This window comes from Neobacillus sp. SM06, from assembly GCF_050496765.1.
In the GTDB taxonomy this organism is placed as follows: Bacteria; Bacillota; Bacilli; order Bacillales; family Cytobacillaceae; genus JAEVLT01.
Map to the genome: position 1 here is coordinate 152,003 of NZ_JBNWEO010000014.1, position 19,835 is coordinate 171,837.

Below are 19,835 nucleotides of genomic sequence, written 5' to 3' on the forward strand. Positions count from 1 at the left end.
ATGAAAGAGACCATTGGCAAAAGAGAATATGCCAATGGTATCCTTTTCCTTATTTTTGTTTCTTTGCTTTTCCCCATATAAAGGTAAGAACGATCGGTACAATGATCGCAATGGCCATGCCAATAAAGAATGGAGCCCATTTTTGCGGTACAATCGATAAAAATCCAGGGAGACCGCCCACACCAATTGACGGAGCCACTACTTTATTGATCGTAATGAACATTCCGGCAATACCTGCCCCGATAATTGCGGAGATAAACGGATACCGGAAGCGTAAGTTTACCCCGAACATAGCCGGTTCAGTGATGCCCAAGTATGCGGAAACAGCAGATGTAAACGATAATCCTTTTAGTTTCTCGTCTTTTGCCAATAATCCCATTGCCAAAGCTGCAGAACCTTGTGCAATATTTGACATAACGAGAATCGGCCATAAGAATGTTGTTCCCGTGCTGCCGATTAATTGCAGGTCAACTGCAAGGAACGTATGATGCATCCCTGTAATGACAAGCGGACCGTAAATCATACCGTAGGCTAAGCCGCCGATAGCCGGTGCATTGTGGAAAATTCCAACAAACAATGTTGTAATCCATTGTGCGATTGTAAAGGTAATAGGTCCAATAATGATAAACGCTAAAAATCCAGTAACCAATAAAGCGATCGGTGCAACAAGCAGTAATTGCAATGAATCTGGAATCCGTTTACGTAAGAATTTTTCAATACTTGCAAGAACCCATGATGCCACTAAAACAGGTAATACTTGTCCTTGGTAACCAACTTTTTGAATCGTTAAACCGAATAAGTCCCATGTTGGTATTTGTCCTTTCGCTTCTGCCGCTCCCCAGCCCCATGCATTTAATAAATCCGGGTGGACAAGCATCAAGCCGAGTACAATCCCTAAGAGTGGATTACCACCAAAACGGTTAACAGCCGACCAGCCGATCAACCCTGGGAGAAAGACGAAAGATGTATTCGCTATTAAATTAATAATTCCGGCAAAATCCGCCCAGTTTTTGTGAACTTCAACGAAAGACTTATCATAAAAAATTCCTGGCCCTGTAAGGATATTGTTAATCCCCATTAACAAACCGGCTGTAACAATCGCAGGTAAAATGGGAATAAAAATATCTGCCAAGGTTTTAATTGCCCGCTGCAATGGATTTAAGTTGTTTACAGCAGCATCTTTTACATCTTGCTTGCTTGATTCACCAACCCCCGTTTGGCGAACCATTTCGTCATATACCTTATCAACTGTTCCTTGGCCAATAACCACTTGAAACTGTCCGTTAGCCGAAAAGGATCCTTTTACAAGATCAATATTTTCTAGTTCTTCTTTGTTGACAAGCCCCTCGTCTTTTAGTGCAAAGCGAAGGCGTGTTACGCAGTGAGTTGCTGCAGCAATATTCTCTTTTCCCCCTACTGCTTCAACGATTTCTTCTGCCGCTTTCTTCAGTTCCATGTTGTTCCCTCCTGATTTTGGTCATTCTTTCTCTATTCGACCTTTCCTTCGAAACCGCTTTCCTTTTAGCAAAAAAAGAACGTTTTTTCGGTAAACTGTGCACACTTAAGCTTATTTTTCCGAATTTGTTCCGAATTAAACGTCTCTATGTCTTCGAGATTTCAATCCGTAGAAGATCCCATTTTTTCACTAAAATACCGCTTACATTTCTATTACTTGTATATACAATCTATGTTTTAAAGTATAGCCTGTATATACAAGCACGTCAACCCCCCCTTTTTAAAAAATTTGTCGAATGATGTTTGTCTAAGGGCTAAATGGTGTTGGAGCTAGATTCCATCCTCAGCCTGAAACATTTATCCTTTCCTAGACCACAAAAAAGAGAATGAGCACGTGGCCCATCCTCTTTTTTTCTATTTCTATTTTTGAGAAAGCATTGCTTTGACCTTTTCCACAACATTTGTGACAGTAAAGCCATACTCCTCGATAATTTTTTCCCCTGGAGCAGAAGCACCAAATGTATCGATTGCTAAAACGTCACCTTCATCGCCAACATACTTATGCCAGCCAAGTGAAGATCCCATTTCAATTGCAAGGCGTTTCTTGATTTGTTTCGGCAGAATCGTTTCTTTGTATTCTTTCGATTGGGCTTCAAAGCGATCCCAAGAAGGCACGCTGACGACGGAAACGTCGATTCCTTCAGATGCTAAAGCTTTTTGTGCGTCAACCGCTAGACCCACTTCTGAACCTGTAGCTAAAAGCAAGGCATCCGGCCTTTCTTTTCCTGCTGGAGAAATCACGTAAGCTCCTTTCGAAACCCCATCATATGCAGTACGATCAGTATCTTTGATCGTTGGCAAGTTTTGGCGAGTGAGGACAAGAGCAGTTGGCTTGTCTGTCGATTCAACTGCAAGCTTCCAAGCGGCTGCTGTTTCATTGCCATCTGCCGGACGAACAACCGATAATCCAGGCATTGCCCTTAATGCAGCTAGTTGTTCAATTGGTTCGTGTGTAGGACCATCTTCACCAACTGCGATGCTGTCATGGGTAAACACATATGTCACGGGCAGACCCATCAACGCAGCAAGCCGGATCGCTGGACGTAAGTAATCAGAGAACACAAAGAATGTTCCGCCAAATATTTTGAGACCGCCATGAAGTGCCATTCCATTCATGGCTGCACCCATAGCAAATTCCCGTACGCCAAACCAAATATTGCGGCCTTCATAGGAACCAGGCATGAAATCATTTGAACCTTTAATCAATGTCTTATTTGAACCGGCAAGGTCGGCAGAACCGCCAATAAAAATTGGCAGGTTTTTCGCAATGCCGTTTAATACTTCTGCTGAAGAAGCACGGCTTGCTAAGCTTTTCCCTTCACTATAAACTGGAATATCTTTATCCCAACCCTCGGGAAGTTCACCTTTAAGGGCGCTTTCCAATTGACCAGCGAGTTCAGGGTATTCGTTTTTGTATTGCGCAAATAAATCTTGCCATTCTTTTTCTTTCTTAGCGCCATTTTCCACGATTAGGTTTTTAAAGTTTTCGTAAACTTCTTCAGGCACATGAAAATCTTCTTCAAATGTCCATTTATATGCCTCTTTTGTAAGCTTCAATTCATCTGCTCCAAGCGGGGCTCCATGAACACCAGACGTACCGGCCCGGTTTGGAGAACCGTAGCCAATTACGGTTTTTACTTCAATCATTGTTGGGCGGTCAAGATCATTTTGAGCTTCTTGCAAAACAGTCGCAATTTCTTCTAAATTGTTTCCATCTTCGACACGAAGGTATTGCCAGCCGTATGCCGTAAAACGGTCTTTTACGCTTTCACTAAAGGATTTGGACAATTCGCCGTCGAGCGAAATATCGTTCGAATCATATAACACGACTAGACGACCAAGTTTTAAGTGACCTGCAAGCGATGCAGCCTCAGCAGAAACACCCTCCATTAAGTCGCCATCACCGCAAATTGCATATGTAAAATGGTTAATCAATTCAATATTTTCTTTATTGTAAACACTGGCAGTGTGGCGTTCCGCCATTGCCATACCAACTGCCATCGCGATTCCCTGGCCAAGTGGTCCTGTCGTTGCTTCTACACCTTCAGTGTGTCCATACTCAGGGTGCCCCGGTGTTTTGCTTCCCCATTGTCTAAATTGCTTTAAATCTTCTATTGTAACATTATAGCCGGATAAATGAAGCAAACTGTATAACAATGCAGAACCATGTCCGGCAGAGAGTACAAACCGATCCCGGTTGAACCATTTTGGATTTTTCGGATTATGGTTCATAAACCGGGTCCATAGTGTGTACGCCATTGGAGCAGCCCCCATCGGCATTCCAGGGTGTCCGGAATTTGCTTTTTCAATCGCATCGATCGAAAGTGTGCGAATTGAAGTAACAGATAATTGATCAATTGTATTAAACATGTACAACATCCTTTCTTGATCACTAGTTAATCACTATAGTTTAATATTATAGTGCACCATCAATTTATACAACAGATTGGGCTAAAGAAAGACATAAAAAGCTATTTATTTTTATTTTGCGCGGAATATGGAAACCTATGTAAAAGGATACATTCTTGTATCCCTCTTTTTTGTTAATGAAGACGTTTGTTCTCTTGCATTCTTTTTAGCTTTTCAGGTGTTACATCATTTCCTTCGGGGTCAATAACTTTAACATTTGAAAGCGTATTTAGCATCGATGACCGGAAAGCCGAAAGATATTCACTTCTTAATTTTGTCTGTTCTTTTGCCTCCATCTTCGACAACCCAGATGTTTTAGCTTTTCTAGCAAGTTCATTGATTCTTGCTAATTTGTCTTTTGAAAGCACTAATATTCTCCTTTCACTCTTAAACCTTGTATTCGTCTGACAACTGATTCTACTAAAAAAATGGATGTCTGACAAGGATGAAGGTTTCTCGTAAAATGAATGGTGATCAAAAAGTTTATCTCGTATTCATAGTCAGTAACAGCGCTTTAGGATATGTGTTTGTTGATAATTGTCTAAAAATTTATAATATTTAGTATTGATTTAATAATTCTCACAGTGTTAACATTCTAATGTAACCGCTATCTTTTAGGTTTCCGACGTTTTACTACATGAAAAACATACCTGCTTTTTATTTACTACTTTTAAGGAGGAATTGTAATGAGTCAACTTACAGTAGTTTTAAAAGAAAAGGTAGAAAGGTTTTTAAGCGGAAAGAAAAAACTGTTTATCAATGGTGAATTTGTCGAAAGTCAAGCCCAAAAAACGTTTGACACGTATAATCCCGCAACCGGTGAAGTGCTTGCCACTGTTTCTGAAGCACTTGCAGAAGATATTGACCTTGCAGTCAAAGCTGCCCGGAAGGCATTTGATGAAAGCCCATGGTCAAAAATGAGCGCTTCTGAGCGAAGCCGTCTTATGTATAAACTCGCTGATCTAATGGAGGAAAACAGGGAAGAACTTGCACAGCTGGAAACGCTGGACAACGGTAAACCCATTCGTGAAACAACAAATGCTGATGTTCCTTTGGCTATTGAACATATGCGCTATTATGCAGGCTGGTCAACTAAGATTGTTGGTCAGACGATCCCTGTTAATGGTCCATACTTTAACTATACACGTCATGAAGCAGTTGGAGTGGTTGGACAAATTATCCCTTGGAATTTCCCGCTTCTTATGGCCATGTGGAAGCTTGGTGCTGCACTGGCAACCGGATGTACGGTTGTACTCAAACCTGCCGAGCAGACTCCTTTATCAGCACTTTACTTAGCGGAGTTAATTCAGGAAGCCGGTTTCCCGGCAGGTGTTGTCAACATTGTTCCAGGATTTGGTGAAACAGCTGGCCAGCCACTTGTTGAACATCCTTTGGTTGATAAAATTGCCTTTACCGGTTCGACCGAAGTAGGAAGACTCATAATGGCAAATGCCTCAAAAACATTGAAACGGGTGACCCTTGAGCTTGGCGGAAAATCGCCAAATATCATTCTTCCGGATGCAGACTTAACAAAAGCCATTCCCGGCGCTCTAAACGGGGTAATGTTTAACCAAGGTCAAGTTTGCTGTGCAGGTTCCCGTGTGTTTATTCAGAAGAAGCAGTTTGATAATGTTGTAGCAGATATGGCTTCCCATTCAAAAAAGATCAAGCAAGGAGCAGGAATCCATACTGATACAGAAATTGGGCCGTTAGTTTCAGCCGAACAGCAAAACAGGGTTCTTGGATATATTGAAAAAGGACTAAGTGAAGGGGCTCAGCTGGTTGCAGGGGGAAATAAGCCTCAAGAGCAAGGCTACTTCGTTTCCCCAACGATTTTTGCAGATGTCCGAGATGAAATGACAATTGCCAAAGAAGAAATCTTCGGCCCGGTAATCGCTGCGATGCCATATGACGATTTGGACGAATTAATTGACCGAGCAAACAATAGCGAATATGGACTAGCTGCGGGTGTTTGGACTCGCGATGTTGCAAAAGCCCATTACATTGCTGGAAAACTTCGTGCTGGTACTGTTTGGGTAAACTGTTACAATGCTTTTGATGCAGCCTCTCCATTTGGAGGATATAAGCAATCTGGTATCGGACGTGAGATGGGATCGTATGCTCTTGCTAACTATACAGAAGTGAAGAGCATCTGGATCTCACTTCAGTAAAAAATCTTGAAGTTTCATCGGTAAAAGGAACTCAATGGAGTTCCTTTTTTAATTTACTTGTTCTACCATTCGTTTTTTGTTTGCTTTTCTGCTGCATCCATATATTCTTTATACCTTCTATGTACGGTTGCCTTACTTACATCAAAACCCAAGCCTCTTAACGTGGCAGCAATTTCATGAAAGGTAAGATTCTTTTTCCGCAAGTTTATTATTTCCTCCACCGGCACTTCCTTTTTTTCTCTCCCGCCAAGGTGAAGATTGGATAAATTCTTGTGCGGTTCGAAACCATCCTTAATCGCCCGGGTGATTCCCCTGCTGATTTTCAAATTTGCAATTTTTCGTTGAAATTCTTCAACCGCACTTAAAATTTCAAGTACCATTAAATCAGCATCTGCCAAGTAAATTTCTCCATGGTCTTGGATGGTAAAAACGGCAATGCCCATTTTACGCAGTTCATGTAGCAAGGCTATCTTTGAGTGGCCCCTCCCTAGCCGGGTATCATCCTGTATTAAAAGAGCCTCTGCCTGCTTATCTTTAAACAGGGCAAGCGCCTCGATTATTCCTTCCCGATCGACATCAAACCCGCTATGCCTCTCCTCAATGATTTTTATTACTTCGAATTGGTGTTTGTTTGCAAAGGTTTCAAGTTCTTCTTTTTGTCTGGTTAACGATGTGTCTTGTGTAGACTTTTCAGTGCTAACCCGGCAGTAAATGATTGCCTTCATGTCCTTCAGAACCTTTCTATCTGCTTATTTTGCTGCGCTGGCAAATTCTTTTGCTCCAACTTCATTATTTTTAACCGGGATGGCAATTTTTTCGCCCGGGTATATCAAATCTCCTTCTATTTGATTGTGCTTTTTCACCCAGCTGATGAACTGATCATGCGAAAATGAGGATGTTTGGGAATATTCTTTTGCGATTTTCCAGAGTGAATCTCCTTCAGCAATGGTAATATTGACATAATTTTCTTTATGAAATGAGTTGGATTGAAAATAAATAATAAGAGCTGAACCAAAGCTCAGGATAACTAAAATAATGGCATATGAATAGCGATTCCACAAGTTCTTCATTTATCAACACTCCATTTTTAGAATATATGTTCGCTTCTATGCTTTTATTATAAATCGAACGTTTGTTTTCTGTCAACCAAAATTCGAACTTATGTTTGTATAAAATTATCTCGCATGCTATAATAAAGTTAACATTAACCAGGCGAGGTGCATCTGATATGACAAAATTATCAAAGCGGCAGCAGGATATCCTTGATTTCATAAAAGGGGAAGTTAAAAAAAAGGGTTATCCGCCATCTGTTCGGGAAATAGGAGAAGCTGTTGGCCTTGCTTCCAGTTCAACAGTTCACGGACATTTGGCAAGATTGGAGAGCAAAGGACTAATTAGAAGAGATCCAACAAAACCAAGAGCAATTGAAATTCTTGAAGTGGATGAAAGTACAACGATTCCAAAAAGCAATGTTGTCAATGTTCCAGTTGTTGGTAAAGTAACAGCTGGTCTGCCGATAACGGCGATTGAAAATGTTGAAGAGTATTTCCCGCTGCCAGAAAGACTCGCACCTCATGAGGATCAAGTCTTTATGCTCGAAATTATGGGAAACAGCATGATTGAAGCCGGAATTCTTGATGGTGACTATGTCATTGTAAGACAGCAAAAAACTGCTAACAATGGAGATATTGTTGTAGCGATGACAGAGGAAGATGAAGCAACATGCAAGAGGTTTTTTAAAGAAAAGGATTATATCCGCCTTCAGCCTGAGAATTCCACAATGGAACCGATAATCCTAAAGAATGTTGCCATTCTTGGAAAAGTCATCGGGGTTTACAGGCAGATTCATTAATACTCTAGCAGAGTATTCATTACTTAAATTTTCAAAAAGCACGCTACTATTCAACGTGCTTTTTTATTTTATTGCCAATTTGCGATTTTTCTAATAGAATCCCAAAATGTACAGTAGTAAGCTTAGAACAAAAAGTCCTGATGCATTGTGCGCCAGGACTTTTTGTTATTAATACATTTGCAAATACTGCTCTCTCTCCCAAGGGTGAACGGCTGTTCTAAACATATCCCATTCAATTTCTTTTGCTTCAAGGAAATGCTCAAGGATGTGTTCGCCAAGACCGGCAGTGATAACTTCGTCTTTTTTCAATTCATCTAACGCAGCTGCCAATGTTGCTGGAAGATCGATGATGCCTTCTGCGATTCTTTCTTGTTTGTTCATTACATAGATGTTGCGGTCAACAGCATTTGGAGGTGTTAATTTGTTCTTAATACCATCCAATCCTGCTTTAAGCAAAACAGCCATTGCAAGGTATGGGTTTGCAGATGGGTCAACACTGCGTACCTCAACACGTGTGCTCATACCGCGTGAAGCTGGAATTCGAATTAACGGAGAACGATTACGTGCAGACCATGCAACATAACAAGGTGCCTCATATCCAGGAACAAGTCGCTTGTATGAATTTACAGTTGGGTTGGTAACAGCTGTGAAACTTGGCGCATGTTTTAGAATTCCTGCGATGAATTGACGAGCTGTGTCACTTAACTCAAGATCACCTGTTGGCTCATAGAATGCATTTTGTCCGTCTTTGAATAAAGAAAGGTTGCAGTGCATACCAGATCCGTTTACGCCGAATAATGGTTTTGGCATGAAAGTAGCATGCAAGCCATGTTTTCTGGCAATGGTTTTAACTACAAGTTTGAATGTTTGGATATGGTCACAAGCTGTAATTGCATCTGCGTATTTGAAGTCAATTTCATGCTGTCCAGGTGCCACTTCATGGTGAGAAGCTTCGATTTCAAAGCCCATTTCTTCAAGCTCTAGCACGATATCACGGCGGCAGTTTTCGCCAAGGTCAGTAGGAGCCAAGTCGAAGTATCCTCCATTGTCGTTCAATTCTAAAGTAGGTTCACCAACTTGATCCAATTTAAACAAGAAGAATTCCGGCTCTGGTCCAAGGTTGAAATTCGTGAAGCCCATTTCTTCCATCTCTTTCAAAACGCGTTTTAAATTGTTACGCGGATCGCCTTCGAACGGTTTCCCTTCCGGAGTATAAATGTCACAGATAAACCTTGCTACTTTTCCCTTCTCAGCAGTCCACGGGAAAATGACAAAAGTATTTAAGTCCGGATATAAAAGCATATCTGATTCTTCAATTCGCACGAAACCTTCAATTGAAGATCCATCAAACATCATTTTGTTATCGAGAGCTTTTTCTAATTGGCTGATTGGAATTTCAACGTTTTTAATTGTTCCAAGGATATCAGTAAATTGTAAACGAATAAATTTAACATTTTCTTCTTTCGTGATTCGAATGATATCTTCTCTCGTATACTTTGCCATTTCCTTACCTCCAAAAATAGTTTAATTTAATTTAGGTAAAAACGAGACATGTCGCCTTGACGCAATGATGAGCGGTTGAATCGGCCTGCTTGGTACAATTCATTGCGAAGCAGATTTCGCAATTCATCATCTGTCAGGTCACGTTTCGCTTTTTCGGGTTGCTGCTGGAGGTCTTGAGTTGCAAGCGGCTGCTCATTTACCAATAATACCTTCTTAATCCCTGCCATATTTAGTCCTTGATCGATTAAGTCTTTAATTTCTAATAGCCGATCGATATCATTTAAACTAAACATACGGCGGTTGCCGTCTGTTCTGGCAGGAGAAATTAATTGATGTTCCTCGTAATAGCGGATCTGCCGAGCGGATAATTCCGTCAGTTGCATCACGATTCCGATGGGAAACAACGGCATTGAACGGCGTATTTCACTTCCACCCAAGGTTTCTCCTCCTTTTGCTTGGCTTATCAGAATTTATATCCATAAATAGTGATAAGCATAAATTCACTACGCCTCTATCTTCGTCCCAGGGGACTCGCCAATCGGCAAGTTTTGATTTAATTCATATTGTCATTATATTTGATGTAAAATTTCTTGTCAATCAAATGTTAGTTTTTCTCACATCATTTTTCATTTAGGTGAATAAACCCTTTTGCAGCCAAATGATCGAGTGCCAGGCATACTGCCATCTTAACATGGGAATATGTCAGTCCGCCTTGGACATAAGCTGTATACGGTGGCCGAATCGGTCCGTCAGCGGTAAGTTCAATGCTTGCCCCCTGAATAAATGTCCCTGCTGCCATGATCACATCGTCTTCATACCCCGGCATATAGCTTGGATAGGGTGTTACATGGGAATTAATTGGCGATGCAAACTGAATTGACTGGCAAAAGGCAATCATTTTATCACGGTCATTAAATTCAACAGACTGAATTAAATCCGTTCTTTTTGCATCCCATTTCGGTGTTGATTTCATCCCAAATGTTTCAAGCATTGCTGCTGTAAAAACAGCTCCTTTCAGCGCTTCGGCAACAACATGCGGTGCTAAGAAAAAACCTTGGTACATTTCTTGCAGACTGTAAAGCGACGCACCTGCCTCTGCTCCGATCCCTGGTGAAGTCATCCGATATGAACAGGCCTCAACCAATTTTTTATTTCCAACAATGTATCCGCCTGTTTTTGCAAGACCACCGCCCGGATTTTTAATGAGCGACCCCGCCATTAAATCTGCTCCAACATGGCAAGGTTCCTGTTCTTCAACGAATTCTCCATAGCAGTTATCCACAAATACAACCACGTCTTTTTTGATTTCTTTTACAAACTCAATCATCTCCTTGATCTGACGAATGGTAAAAGATGGCCTTGTCGCATAGCCTTTTGACCGTTGAATCCCTATCATTTTGGTTTTTGGGCTAATTTTAGCCTCAACCTTTTTCCAGTCAATTTCACCTTTTGAAGTTAATGGAACGCTGTCATAGCCAATTCCAAATTCTTTTAGTGAACCGACACCATTTCCGCGGATACCGACAATTTCCTCAAGGGTATCATATGGCTTCCCTGTTATGTATAATAGTTCATCGCCTGGACGCAAAATTCCAAACAAGGCAATTGAGATCGCATGGGTTCCTGAGATGATTTGTGGACGAACAATGCCTGCTTCAGCTCCAAAAACATCTGCATAAATCTTTTCTAACGTATCGCGCCCGCTGTCATCATAACCGTAACCTGTTGACGGGATAAAATGAGAATCACTTACTTTATGTTTTTGAAAACTTTGCAAAACTCTAAACTGGTTGCTTTCACTCCTTTCATCCATTTTACGGTGAATGTTCCCAATTCGTTGCTCCACTTCGGTTACCCGTTTGCGCAGCTCTTCCCCAAACTGTAAATGTTGATACATTTTCCTGCTCCATTCTAAACTTTGTATTTCTCTAGCTGTCCTGCTATAGGATGCTCTTTTGGCGCAAAACCGCGGCAAAAATACAATTCATTTTCTTCATTAAATTTTAGCTCTCGTAAAATGGTCTCATTTTTTAATAAGGAGAGCAATTTGCCTTCGCTGGAAGGAATTTGAACATGGTAGGCGTCCATCATCCCAATAATCACTTCTTCCAACTTCTTCTTTAACTGGGATCGGTCGTCTTCGTCAAAAGCACTTATAAAAGCAGTTGGTGTTGTTGCTGTCGGAACAAAATTCGGATGACGGATATCTTTCTTATTGTATACGGTCAATTGTGGAATTTCTTTTACATCCAGCTCTTCCAGCAGCTGATTCACCGTTTTTTCATGATGGAAATAATCCGGATTGGACATATCCACCACATGCAAAAGCAAGTCCGCCTCTTTCACTTCTTCCAATGTTGAGCGAAATGCGGCGATCAGCGAGGTTGGCAGATCTTGTATAAAGCCGACCGTATCCGTGATTAACAAAACAAAACCGCTTGGCAAAATCAGTTTTCTTGTCATTGGGTCAAGGGTCGCAAAAAGCTGGTTCTCTTCATACGATTCCGCTTCTGACAGGCGATTAAAGAGCGTTGATTTTCCGGCATTTGTATAGCCAACAATTGCAACTTGAAAAGCCCGGTTTTTCTTTCTCCTTTCCCGATAACGTTCCCGATGTTGAACAATGGTTTCGAGTTGGGATTTGATGTCATCAATCCGCCGGCGAATATGACGGCGATCTGATTCCAGTTTGGTTTCCCCGGGACCCCTCGTCCCGATTCCCCCACCAAGCCGGGATAGTTCAACTCCTTGCCCGCCTAAGCGGGGCAGCATGTACTCAAGCTGTGCAAGTTCGACTTGAAGTTTTCCTTCTTTCGACCGGGCTCTTTGGGCAAAAATATCAAGGATCAACTGCGTTCGGTCAATAATGCGCGCTTCCAATTCTGCAGAAAGATTTCGCTTTTGGCTAGGGGACAATTCGTCATTAAAAATAACCAAATCCGCTCCCAATTCCTGAACGAGCGCATTCATTTCTTCTACCTTTCCACTCCCGATATAAGTCGCCGGGTGAAGCCGTTCGCGCTTTTGCGTGACTGAAGTCAACACCTTGCCTTTCGCTGTTTCCGTTAATGAAGCCAATTCTTCCATCGAATAGGCAAAGCGCAAATCATCTATCATCATTGTTTGACAACCAACAAGAATCGCTTTTTCAACTTCTGCGTTTTGTTCCAAACGACCACCTTCTTTGCTTTTCATCTTTTCCCATCATAGCAAAAAAACACCCATTCCTACAATTTCCGCTTTTCTAATCGCTCATGCACATTTTTATAGGAAAGAAACATTTTATTTCGCCAACCCACAAAAAAACCGATGGTTCAGCGTCCATCGATTTTTTATTCATTATGTTCAACTTCAAATACTAGGTCATTGCTTCGTAGTGTCACTAGTTCTTGGCGGTCATATTGATTGATCATCAACAACCGCATCGCTTGGGCGCGAATAGACTTTTCAATAATATTGCGGACATAGCGCCCATTTGAAAAGCGAACGGGACCGAGCATCCCTTTTGCCCATGTTAAATGCTCCTTCAGCTTTCTCTCTGCTTCATGACTGAATGAATATTCCCGTTCAATTAGCATCCGTTTGGCTATTTCCATTAATTGATGAACATCATAATCAGGAAAATCGATCACAAGCGGGAATCGGGAATGCAAGCCCGGATTTAATGTTAAAAAATAGTCCATTTCGCGGGAGTAGCCTGCAAGAATGAGAATAAATTCATGCTGTTTGTCCTCCATATGTTTGACAAGCGTGTCGATTGCTTCCTTGCCGAAATCTTTTTCGCCGCCCCTTCCCAATGAATAGGCTTCATCAATAAACAATATGCCACCTTGCGCTTTTTTGATTAGGTCACGTGTTTTCTGAGCCGTATGGCCAATATATTCGCCAACAAGATCAGCCCGCTCCGCTTCAATCAAATGCCCTTTTGATAAAACATTCATTTTCAAAAAAAGCTTGCCAATTAACCGCGCAACTGTTGTTTTACCCGTGCCGGGGTTACCTTTAAACATCATATGGAGCGCCTGTTTACGCGCTTTTAACCCCATTTCCTCGCGCTTTTTGTTCACATAAATCCACGCATAAATTTCTTTTATCATCCGTTTCATTTCTTCCATTCCAACCAGGGTTCCAAGCTCGTCTTCAATCTCTTTTAACGCCTCATGTTCCGGTGGAATATCCTTTGGAACAACTTGAAAATCCGGCAAGTCTTTTGCAGGCGATTTTCGTTTCTGCGAATTAAGGACAATGCTGATTTGACCGTTGCTCTTCATTCGAATCGGTTGATCCAAAGCTATCACCTCTCATTCTGCCAGCAATGTATGCTCCAATGGTCATGTACTAAAACCGTTTTATGGACCAAAATTTAGACCGTTTTATAGAAACAATGCTTCAACTTATATGTATTCATTACTTGCGTATTTCATTAAAACATTTTCCGGCTGCTGTTTGGCCAAGAAACGACAATAGCCCGTCAGCTTTTGCTGCGGGCCCGAAAAAATTATTTGTATTTAGTCAATCCTTACTGGGGATCCAGTTCCAACTGCACATTTTTTTGCGGTGCAAAAGTTGAGATTGCGTGTTTAAAAACTAATTGCTGCTTGCCTTCCGATTCGAAAAGCACTGTAAAATTATCAAAGCCTTTTATTTGACCTCTGATTTGGAATCCATTTAATAAAAATACCGTCACATTTGTGCCGTCCTTGCGCAATTGGTTTAAAAATTGATCTTGGATATTAATTGATGTTTTCATCTGATAAATCCTCCTCTTTTATCTCTACTAATATGTATTCGATTTTATTCCGAGCTTTCCTTCCACATAACGTGAAATTGCCATTATTTTTTTTGAAAAAGGATTGGTGTCTGTCATATCAAACCATTCTACACTCATTTTATTGCGAAACCAAGTAAATTGCCTTTTTGCATAGCGCCGGGAATTTTGCTTTAAGTTTTCAATTGCTGTTTCCAATGAAACTTTCCCGTCAAAATAATCATAAAATTCTTTATAGCCGATGGCCTGAATCGATTGGCAATCACGCAGCCCTTCCTCATAAAATTTTCGCACTTCTTCGAGGAGGCCCTCCTTCATCATGATGTCCACTCGGGTATTGATCCGTTCATACAGTTTTTCGCGATCCATCGTAAGCCCGACAATAGCGGTATGGTACAACAAATCATGTTTTTGATCTTTTTGCCATTCACTCATTGTCTTTCCAGTACAATGGTAGATTTCCAGCGATCTGATCAGCCTGCGCAGATTGTTGGGATGAAGCAAACGGGCACTGTCAGGATCCACTTTGGCCAATTCCTTGTGGAGAACTTCATTCCCCTTTTGTCTCGCTTTTTGTTCTAATTCTCTCCGAAACACATCGTCTCCAGGCGCTTCGGAAAACTGGTAATCATACAAAACCGACTGAATGTATAGACCTGTTCCGCCCACAATGATGGGAAGTTTTCCTCTTTTGCCAATATCGCTGATTTTCGCCCTGACCAGTTCTTGAAACTCGGCAACAGAAAAACGGTCGGATGGATCTTTAATGTCAATTAAATAGTGGGGAACCCCTTCCATTTCCTCTGGCTTTATTTTGGCCGTTCCAATATCCATCCCTTTGTAAATCTGCATTGAATCCCCACTGATAATCTCACCATTAAATCGTTTGGCCAGTTCAATGCTTAGTTTTGTTTTTCCTACCGCAGTTGGACCAATGATCACCAGCAGCTTTTGTTTTACATCCAAATTTTGTCTCACTGCCTTTACGTTTATCCAGTTTTGAACGGAAGACTTCGATCTTCTCTTTTTCTATCGTAACATAAAAATCAAATGCAGTAGAACATCAAATCATTATGAACAAAAAAAGATGGTTTTATGCAATTTTCATATTACATTTCGCTTAATTTTTTCACGGGAAATTACATTCGGTTAACGATTTGTTTACATTTGCTTCGCTGCCCCCCTATTCGTGGTAGGGTAAAGTGAAGACTATTTTGTAGAAATTATAGAAACAGGGTGAAAAAATGTTGTCGAATGCTGAAATTGGGATTGATTTAGGGACTGCAAATATATTGGTATACAGCAAAAATAAAGGAATTACCTTAAACGAGCCCTCTGTTGTCGCGATTGATACCGTAACGAAAAATGTCTTGGCGGTTGGAAAAGAAGCAAAGGATATGATCGGTAAAACACCAGGCCGAATAGTAGCGATTCGCCCATTAAAAGATGGCGTTATCGCCGATTATGATATTACTACAGATATGCTTAAGCATATTATGCGCAAAGCGGCCAAGAAAATGGGCTTTTCCATGCGCAAACCGAATGTCGTTGTCTGCACTCCTTCAGGGTCTACGAGTGTTGAACGCCGTGCCATCCATGATGCTGTCCGCAATGCAGGTGCGAAAAAAATTCACCTGATTGAAGAACCAGTGGCTGCAGCAGTCGGTGCAGGTTTGCCTGTAGATGAACCGGTGGCCAATGTGATTGTTGATATCGGCGGCGGTACGACGGAAGTAGCCATTATTTCCTTTGGCGGTGTTGTCGCCTGTCATTCCATTCGAGTTGCCGGTGACAGGCTTGATGATGACATCGTTCAGCATGTTCGCAAAGAATACAATGTACTCATTGGAGAACGGACGGCTGAAAACATTAAAATGGAAATTGGCTATGCGCTTGTTGATCATGAAGAACAATTTATGGACATTCGCGGCCGCGATCTAGTAACCGGGCTTCCGAAGACCGTAACTTTATCCTCCTATGAGATTCAAAAAGCGATGAAAGAGGCTCTATTACAAATTTTAGAAGCTATTCGGGCAACCCTAGAAGATTGCCCTGCTGAATTAAGCGGCGATATCGTCGACCGCGGGGTTATTTTAACAGGCGGAGGTGCTTTGCTAAAAGGAATGGAAGAATGGCTTAGCAAAGAAATCGTTGTTCCTGTTCACCTGGCACCGAGCCCGCTTGAGTCCGTTGCCATCGGTACAGGAAAAGCATTGCAATATATTCACAAACTTCAGCAGGCAATCAAATAATATCGGCAAAAAAATGTCAGTACTTTTGATCGTTGACAAAAGCACTGGCATTTTTTATATCGTAGTGAAAAATTCAAGATCGCTGCATTTGTTGTGCCAACAGAAATTCGTAAAATCGATGCTGTATTGCTTTTGATCCTGTCCAATGTTTTGTGAACGTTTTTTATTTTTGTTTCTACCACTGCAATACAAGTTCATACAAATTTACGTTTCTAACCAGTACGAAAAATGGTACTCTTAACTTAGTATGTTTTTTGTGTTTGGAAATCTATTTCTTAGGAAGTCAAAGGAAAAATAAATAAAAAGCGAGGAGAATAATGATGGAACAGAAGTTAGATTTGATTTTGAATAAATTAGAAATGTTAGAATCAGGTCAAAAAGAACTCAATCAAATTGTCCGAGCTATCCGAGATCGTCAAGAAAATACAGATGCAAAATTAGAGTCACTTTCAATGGACGTGCACAATATTCGTGGAGTGATCACAAGCATAAAAGAAACACAACAAATCTTAATTCAAGGTCAGGAACGCCAAGATAAAATTCTGGAATCCCTAGCTCTCAGGTCTCTTGAACAGGAAACGGAACTTCGTGAATGAAAACGAGCCAAGTAGGCCACGTTTTGGATACCATCGAGAAAAGAAATAAAAATGGTTGAAGTATTTTATAATAAGTGAAAGAATCACCGATAAGAACAAGTGAAGAAAAGCTGCGGGAGATGACTAAAAAATTTTATAGGAGGTTGGCATGAATGAATAACGATTTAAAAGCAATGCTCGAATCTGTAATTAACGAAGCAATCCAGCCCATTCAAAAAGAGATTAGCGTATTAAATGAACGATTAAGTAGCTTTGAACAGAAAACGGATGGACGATTAAGCAGCTTTGAACAGAAAACGGATGAACGTTTAAACAGCTTTGAGCAGAAAACGGATGAACGATTAAGTGGCTTTGAGAAAAAAATGGATGAACGTTTAAGCAGCTTTGAACAGAAAACGGATGAACGTTTAAGCAGCTTTGAACAGAAAACGGATGAACGTTTAAGCAGCTTTGAACAGAAAACGGATGAACGTTTAAGCAGCTTTGAGCAGAAAACGGATGAACGATTAAGCGGCTTTGAACAGAAAACGGATGAACGATTAAGCAGCTTTGAGCAAAAAACTGAAAAGAACTTTAAATTAACAAATCAAAAACTGGACAAGCTTTCAGAAAAACTAGATGCCTATCAGGTGGAAAACCTCAATGCAGATAATCTTCTTTTGGGTGAAATCCATTCGATTCGCAAAGGTGTTGTTTTTGTCAATCGAAAAGTTGCAGATGCAGAACTGGAGATTAATCTTATCAAAGAAAAGAAACAGTAGACCTTTATAGAAAGACAGCCGACGTATTTCCCAAGGATTCATTTCTGGGCATTCGTTAAAAATAAGGCAAAACCCTTCGACTTCAAGGGTCCCGCCTTTTTTGCCATTACATCACCCGCTTGAACATCTTCTCCATATCATAAATCGAATAATGAATAAGAATCGGCCTGCCGTGCGGGCAGGTAAACGGATCGGAAGCCTTCCTTAAATCATTTAACAGCGCCTGGATTTCATCGTTTCGAAGGTGGCGGTTTGCTTTAATTGACCCTTTGCAGCTCATCATGATTGCCGCTTCTTCACGCAATTTTTTGATATCGACTTTTTTCATCGCTAGCAGCTGCTCGATCATCTCTTCGATCGTTTCCTTTTCTTCTCCCTTTGGAAACCACTGTGGATGGGAGCGGACAATAAAACTGTTTATTCCGAATTCTTCAAGAAACACACCCACTTTTTCTAACTCGTGTCTGTATTCAATAATTTTCATATACTCATCCGCTGAATATTCGAACGTAATCGGCACAAGCATTTCCTGCAGTTCACTTTCAACTTGGCCGACTTTTTCCCGGAAATATTCGTACTTAATCCGTTCCTGTGCAGCATGCTGGTCAATGATGTATAGCCCTCTTTCGTTTTGGGCAAAAATATATGTTCCGTGCATTTGACCAATCGGATAAAGCGGCGGTACCCTGCTGTCAGTCTTTACTGACTCGGCCTCAATGAAAGCAGGGTCTTCCACTTCGGTTACATTCTCAGCATTTGAAGTGAAAACAGATTCAGGCTCATAGAAAGTGTACTCCATCTTAGCCGAATCTTTACCGTCTTCGGGTAATTTTTTCAAAACCGGAGTCATCTTTCCCTCCTCCAGTTTTGGTCGTGATTCCAGTACTTCTTCCGGGAAATCCGGCAAGTTTTGCGAAGAAACTTCCGTGTTTCTATACGATGTTTCGTCCAGCACCATGGATGTTTGCTCTGTTTTCGGCTGTTCTTTTTTCACCGGTGCAAAGCCAGTCGGAATCAGTTCTTTCTTTTTAAATGTGTCCCTGATCGTCTTACTGACAAGTTCGTTTAGCTCTGTTTCTTTACTGATTCGGACTTCCATTTTCGCTGGATGTACGTTGACATCGACGAGCAGCGGATCCATTTGGATATTGAGAAGGACAAGTGGAAAGCGCCCTATTGGCAGAAGCGTATGATAACCTTCCTGAATCGCTTTAACAAGCGGGTAATTTTTGATAAACCGGCCATTGATCATCGTAGAAATATAATTTCTGGATGCCCGTGTGACTTCCGGCATGGAGACGTAGCCGCTGATCGTAAAATCAAGCGACTCTCCTTTGATCGGGACGAGCTGTCTGGCAATGCCAAACCCGTAAATGGCCGCAAGTACTTGACGAACATCGCCGTTTCCATTTGTTTGCAGCAGTTTGCGCTCATTATGAACTAGACGAAAGGCGACTTCCGGATGCGAAAGTGCTAAACGGTTCACCACATCCGTAATATTTCCCAGTTCTGTATGAATCGTCTTCATATACTTTAAGCGTGCAGGTGTGTTAAAAAATAAATCTGTGACCGTTATATCCGTTCCTCTTCTGCTTGAAGCTTTATCAAACGTGATTACGTTGCCGCCCTCAATGACAACCAAATTTCCCGCACCTTCACCGGTTGATGTTTTCATTTCAAGCCTTGAAACAGAGGCAATACTTGGCAGAGCTTCACCGCGAAAACCTAGCGTCCGGATGCGAAACAAATCAGTCTCATTCTTGATTTTGCTCGTCGCATGGCGCCGAAACGCCTTCAAAACATCGTCTTCTTCAATACCGGCTCCATTGTCGGTAATCCGGATTTTTGCAAGACCCGCTTCTTCTACCTCAATTTCAATAACCGTGCTGCCTGCATCAATCGAATTTTCAACAAGCTCTTTGACAACGGAGGCAGGCCGCTCGACTACTTCCCCAGCCGCAATTTTATTCGATAAAGCATCATCAAGCTGAATGATTTTTCCCACCGT

General features: G+C 41.3%; 18 protein-coding genes. 5 read left to right on the forward strand and 13 right to left on the reverse strand.

The window, feature by feature from the left end; all coding sequences use genetic code 11:
- Nucleotides 1-49: 49 nt before the first annotated feature.
- The 3 genes from treP to ACQYAD_RS09320 form a co-directional block, all read right to left on the reverse strand.
- On the reverse strand, nucleotides 50-1,456 hold the full coding sequence (gene treP / locus ACQYAD_RS09310) for a PTS system trehalose-specific EIIBC component (protein ID WP_430237547.1): 1,407 nt from the start codon (nucleotides 1,454-1,456) through the stop codon (nucleotides 50-52).
- A 419-nt stretch (nucleotides 1,457-1,875) separates the two neighbouring features.
- Nucleotides 1,876-3,885: a transketolase gene (gene tkt, locus ACQYAD_RS09315; RefSeq protein WP_430237549.1), complete on the reverse strand. Its 2,010-nt coding sequence runs from the start codon at nucleotides 3,883-3,885 to the stop codon at nucleotides 1,876-1,878.
- Nucleotides 3,886-4,058: 173 nt separating this feature from the next.
- Nucleotides 4,059-4,292 (reverse strand): DUF896 domain-containing protein, encoded by a 234-nt coding sequence (locus tag ACQYAD_RS09320; RefSeq protein ID WP_430237550.1) that lies wholly within the window; start codon nucleotides 4,290-4,292, stop codon nucleotides 4,059-4,061.
- A 318-nt stretch (nucleotides 4,293-4,610) separates the two neighbouring features.
- Here ACQYAD_RS09320 and ACQYAD_RS09325 point away from each other — a divergent pair, with 318 nt between their 5' ends.
- Nucleotides 4,611-6,095 (forward strand): aldehyde dehydrogenase family protein, encoded by a 1,485-nt coding sequence (locus ACQYAD_RS09325; RefSeq protein ID WP_430237551.1) that lies wholly within the window; start codon nucleotides 4,611-4,613, stop codon nucleotides 6,093-6,095.
- Nucleotides 6,096-6,157: 62 nt separating this feature from the next.
- Here the strand turns inward: ACQYAD_RS09325 and ACQYAD_RS09330 are convergent, their stop codons facing one another.
- Together ACQYAD_RS09330 and yneA are read right to left on the reverse strand one after the other, a co-directional pair.
- Complete coding sequence (locus tag ACQYAD_RS09330) at nucleotides 6,158-6,820, reverse strand: YneB family resolvase-like protein (protein ID WP_430237553.1); 663 nt, start codon at nucleotides 6,818-6,820, stop codon at nucleotides 6,158-6,160.
- A 24-nt stretch (nucleotides 6,821-6,844) separates the two neighbouring features.
- A complete protein-coding gene (yneA, locus tag ACQYAD_RS09335; RefSeq protein WP_430237556.1) occupies nucleotides 6,845-7,165 on the reverse strand; it encodes a cell division suppressor protein YneA in 321 nt (106 codons plus the stop codon).
- Between the two features lie 158 nt (nucleotides 7,166-7,323).
- Between yneA and lexA the strand changes: the two genes are divergently transcribed.
- Complete coding sequence (lexA, locus tag ACQYAD_RS09340; protein ID WP_430237558.1) at nucleotides 7,324-7,947, forward strand: transcriptional repressor LexA; 624 nt, start codon at nucleotides 7,324-7,326, stop codon at nucleotides 7,945-7,947.
- Between the two features lie 168 nt (nucleotides 7,948-8,115).
- On the opposite strand, the gene glnA is transcribed toward lexA, so the two are convergent.
- From glnA to miaA, 7 genes are all read right to left on the reverse strand, one after another.
- Nucleotides 8,116-9,450 carry a type I glutamate--ammonia ligase gene (glnA, locus tag ACQYAD_RS09345; RefSeq protein WP_430237560.1) on the reverse strand — a complete coding sequence of 445 codons (1,335 nt, stop codon included), beginning with the start codon at nucleotides 9,448-9,450 and terminating at the stop codon, nucleotides 8,116-8,118.
- A 26-nt stretch (nucleotides 9,451-9,476) separates the two neighbouring features.
- Nucleotides 9,477-9,887 (reverse strand): MerR family transcriptional regulator, encoded by a 411-nt coding sequence (locus tag ACQYAD_RS09350; RefSeq protein WP_430237563.1) that lies wholly within the window; start codon nucleotides 9,885-9,887, stop codon nucleotides 9,477-9,479.
- A 182-nt stretch (nucleotides 9,888-10,069) separates the two neighbouring features.
- On the reverse strand, nucleotides 10,070-11,347 hold the full coding sequence (locus ACQYAD_RS09355) for an aminotransferase class I/II-fold pyridoxal phosphate-dependent enzyme (RefSeq protein WP_430237566.1): 1,278 nt from the start codon (nucleotides 11,345-11,347) through the stop codon (nucleotides 10,070-10,072).
- Nucleotides 11,348-11,361: 14 nt separating this feature from the next.
- The gene (hflX, locus tag ACQYAD_RS09360) at nucleotides 11,362-12,645 is read right to left on the reverse strand and encodes a GTPase HflX (protein ID WP_430237568.1); all 1,284 of its coding nucleotides are present in this window, start codon (nucleotides 12,643-12,645) and stop codon (nucleotides 11,362-11,364) included.
- A gap of 137 nt (nucleotides 12,646-12,782) precedes the next feature.
- A complete protein-coding gene (gene spoVK, locus ACQYAD_RS09365; protein WP_430237570.1) occupies nucleotides 12,783-13,739 on the reverse strand; it encodes a stage V sporulation protein K in 957 nt (318 codons plus the stop codon).
- 230 nt (nucleotides 13,740-13,969) lie between these two features.
- Nucleotides 13,970-14,200, reverse strand: coding sequence for an RNA chaperone Hfq (hfq, locus tag ACQYAD_RS09370; protein ID WP_430237572.1), 231 nt, complete (start codon nucleotides 14,198-14,200; stop codon nucleotides 13,970-13,972).
- 27 nt (nucleotides 14,201-14,227) lie between these two features.
- The gene (miaA, locus tag ACQYAD_RS09375) at nucleotides 14,228-15,184 is read right to left on the reverse strand and encodes a tRNA (adenosine(37)-N6)-dimethylallyltransferase MiaA (protein WP_430237574.1); all 957 of its coding nucleotides are present in this window, start codon (nucleotides 15,182-15,184) and stop codon (nucleotides 14,228-14,230) included.
- Nucleotides 15,185-15,462: 278 nt separating this feature from the next.
- On the opposite strand from miaA, the gene mreBH reads away from it, so the two are divergent.
- From mreBH to ACQYAD_RS09390, 3 genes are all read left to right on the forward strand, one after another.
- A complete protein-coding gene (mreBH, locus tag ACQYAD_RS09380; protein ID WP_430237577.1) occupies nucleotides 15,463-16,470 on the forward strand; it encodes a rod-share determining protein MreBH in 1,008 nt (335 codons plus the stop codon).
- Between the two features lie 320 nt (nucleotides 16,471-16,790).
- Nucleotides 16,791-17,066 (forward strand): hypothetical protein, encoded by a 276-nt coding sequence (locus ACQYAD_RS09385; RefSeq protein WP_430237580.1) that lies wholly within the window; start codon nucleotides 16,791-16,793, stop codon nucleotides 17,064-17,066.
- Nucleotides 17,067-17,218: 152 nt separating this feature from the next.
- On the forward strand, nucleotides 17,219-17,827 hold the full coding sequence (locus tag ACQYAD_RS09390; protein WP_430237582.1) for a hypothetical protein: 609 nt from the start codon (nucleotides 17,219-17,221) through the stop codon (nucleotides 17,825-17,827).
- Nucleotides 17,828-17,933: 106 nt separating this feature from the next.
- Here the strand turns inward: ACQYAD_RS09390 and mutL are convergent, their stop codons facing one another.
- Nucleotides 17,934-19,832, reverse strand: coding sequence for a DNA mismatch repair endonuclease MutL (gene mutL, locus ACQYAD_RS09395; RefSeq protein WP_430237585.1), 1,899 nt, complete (start codon nucleotides 19,830-19,832; stop codon nucleotides 17,934-17,936).
- Between the last annotated feature and the right edge of the window lie 3 nt (nucleotides 19,833-19,835).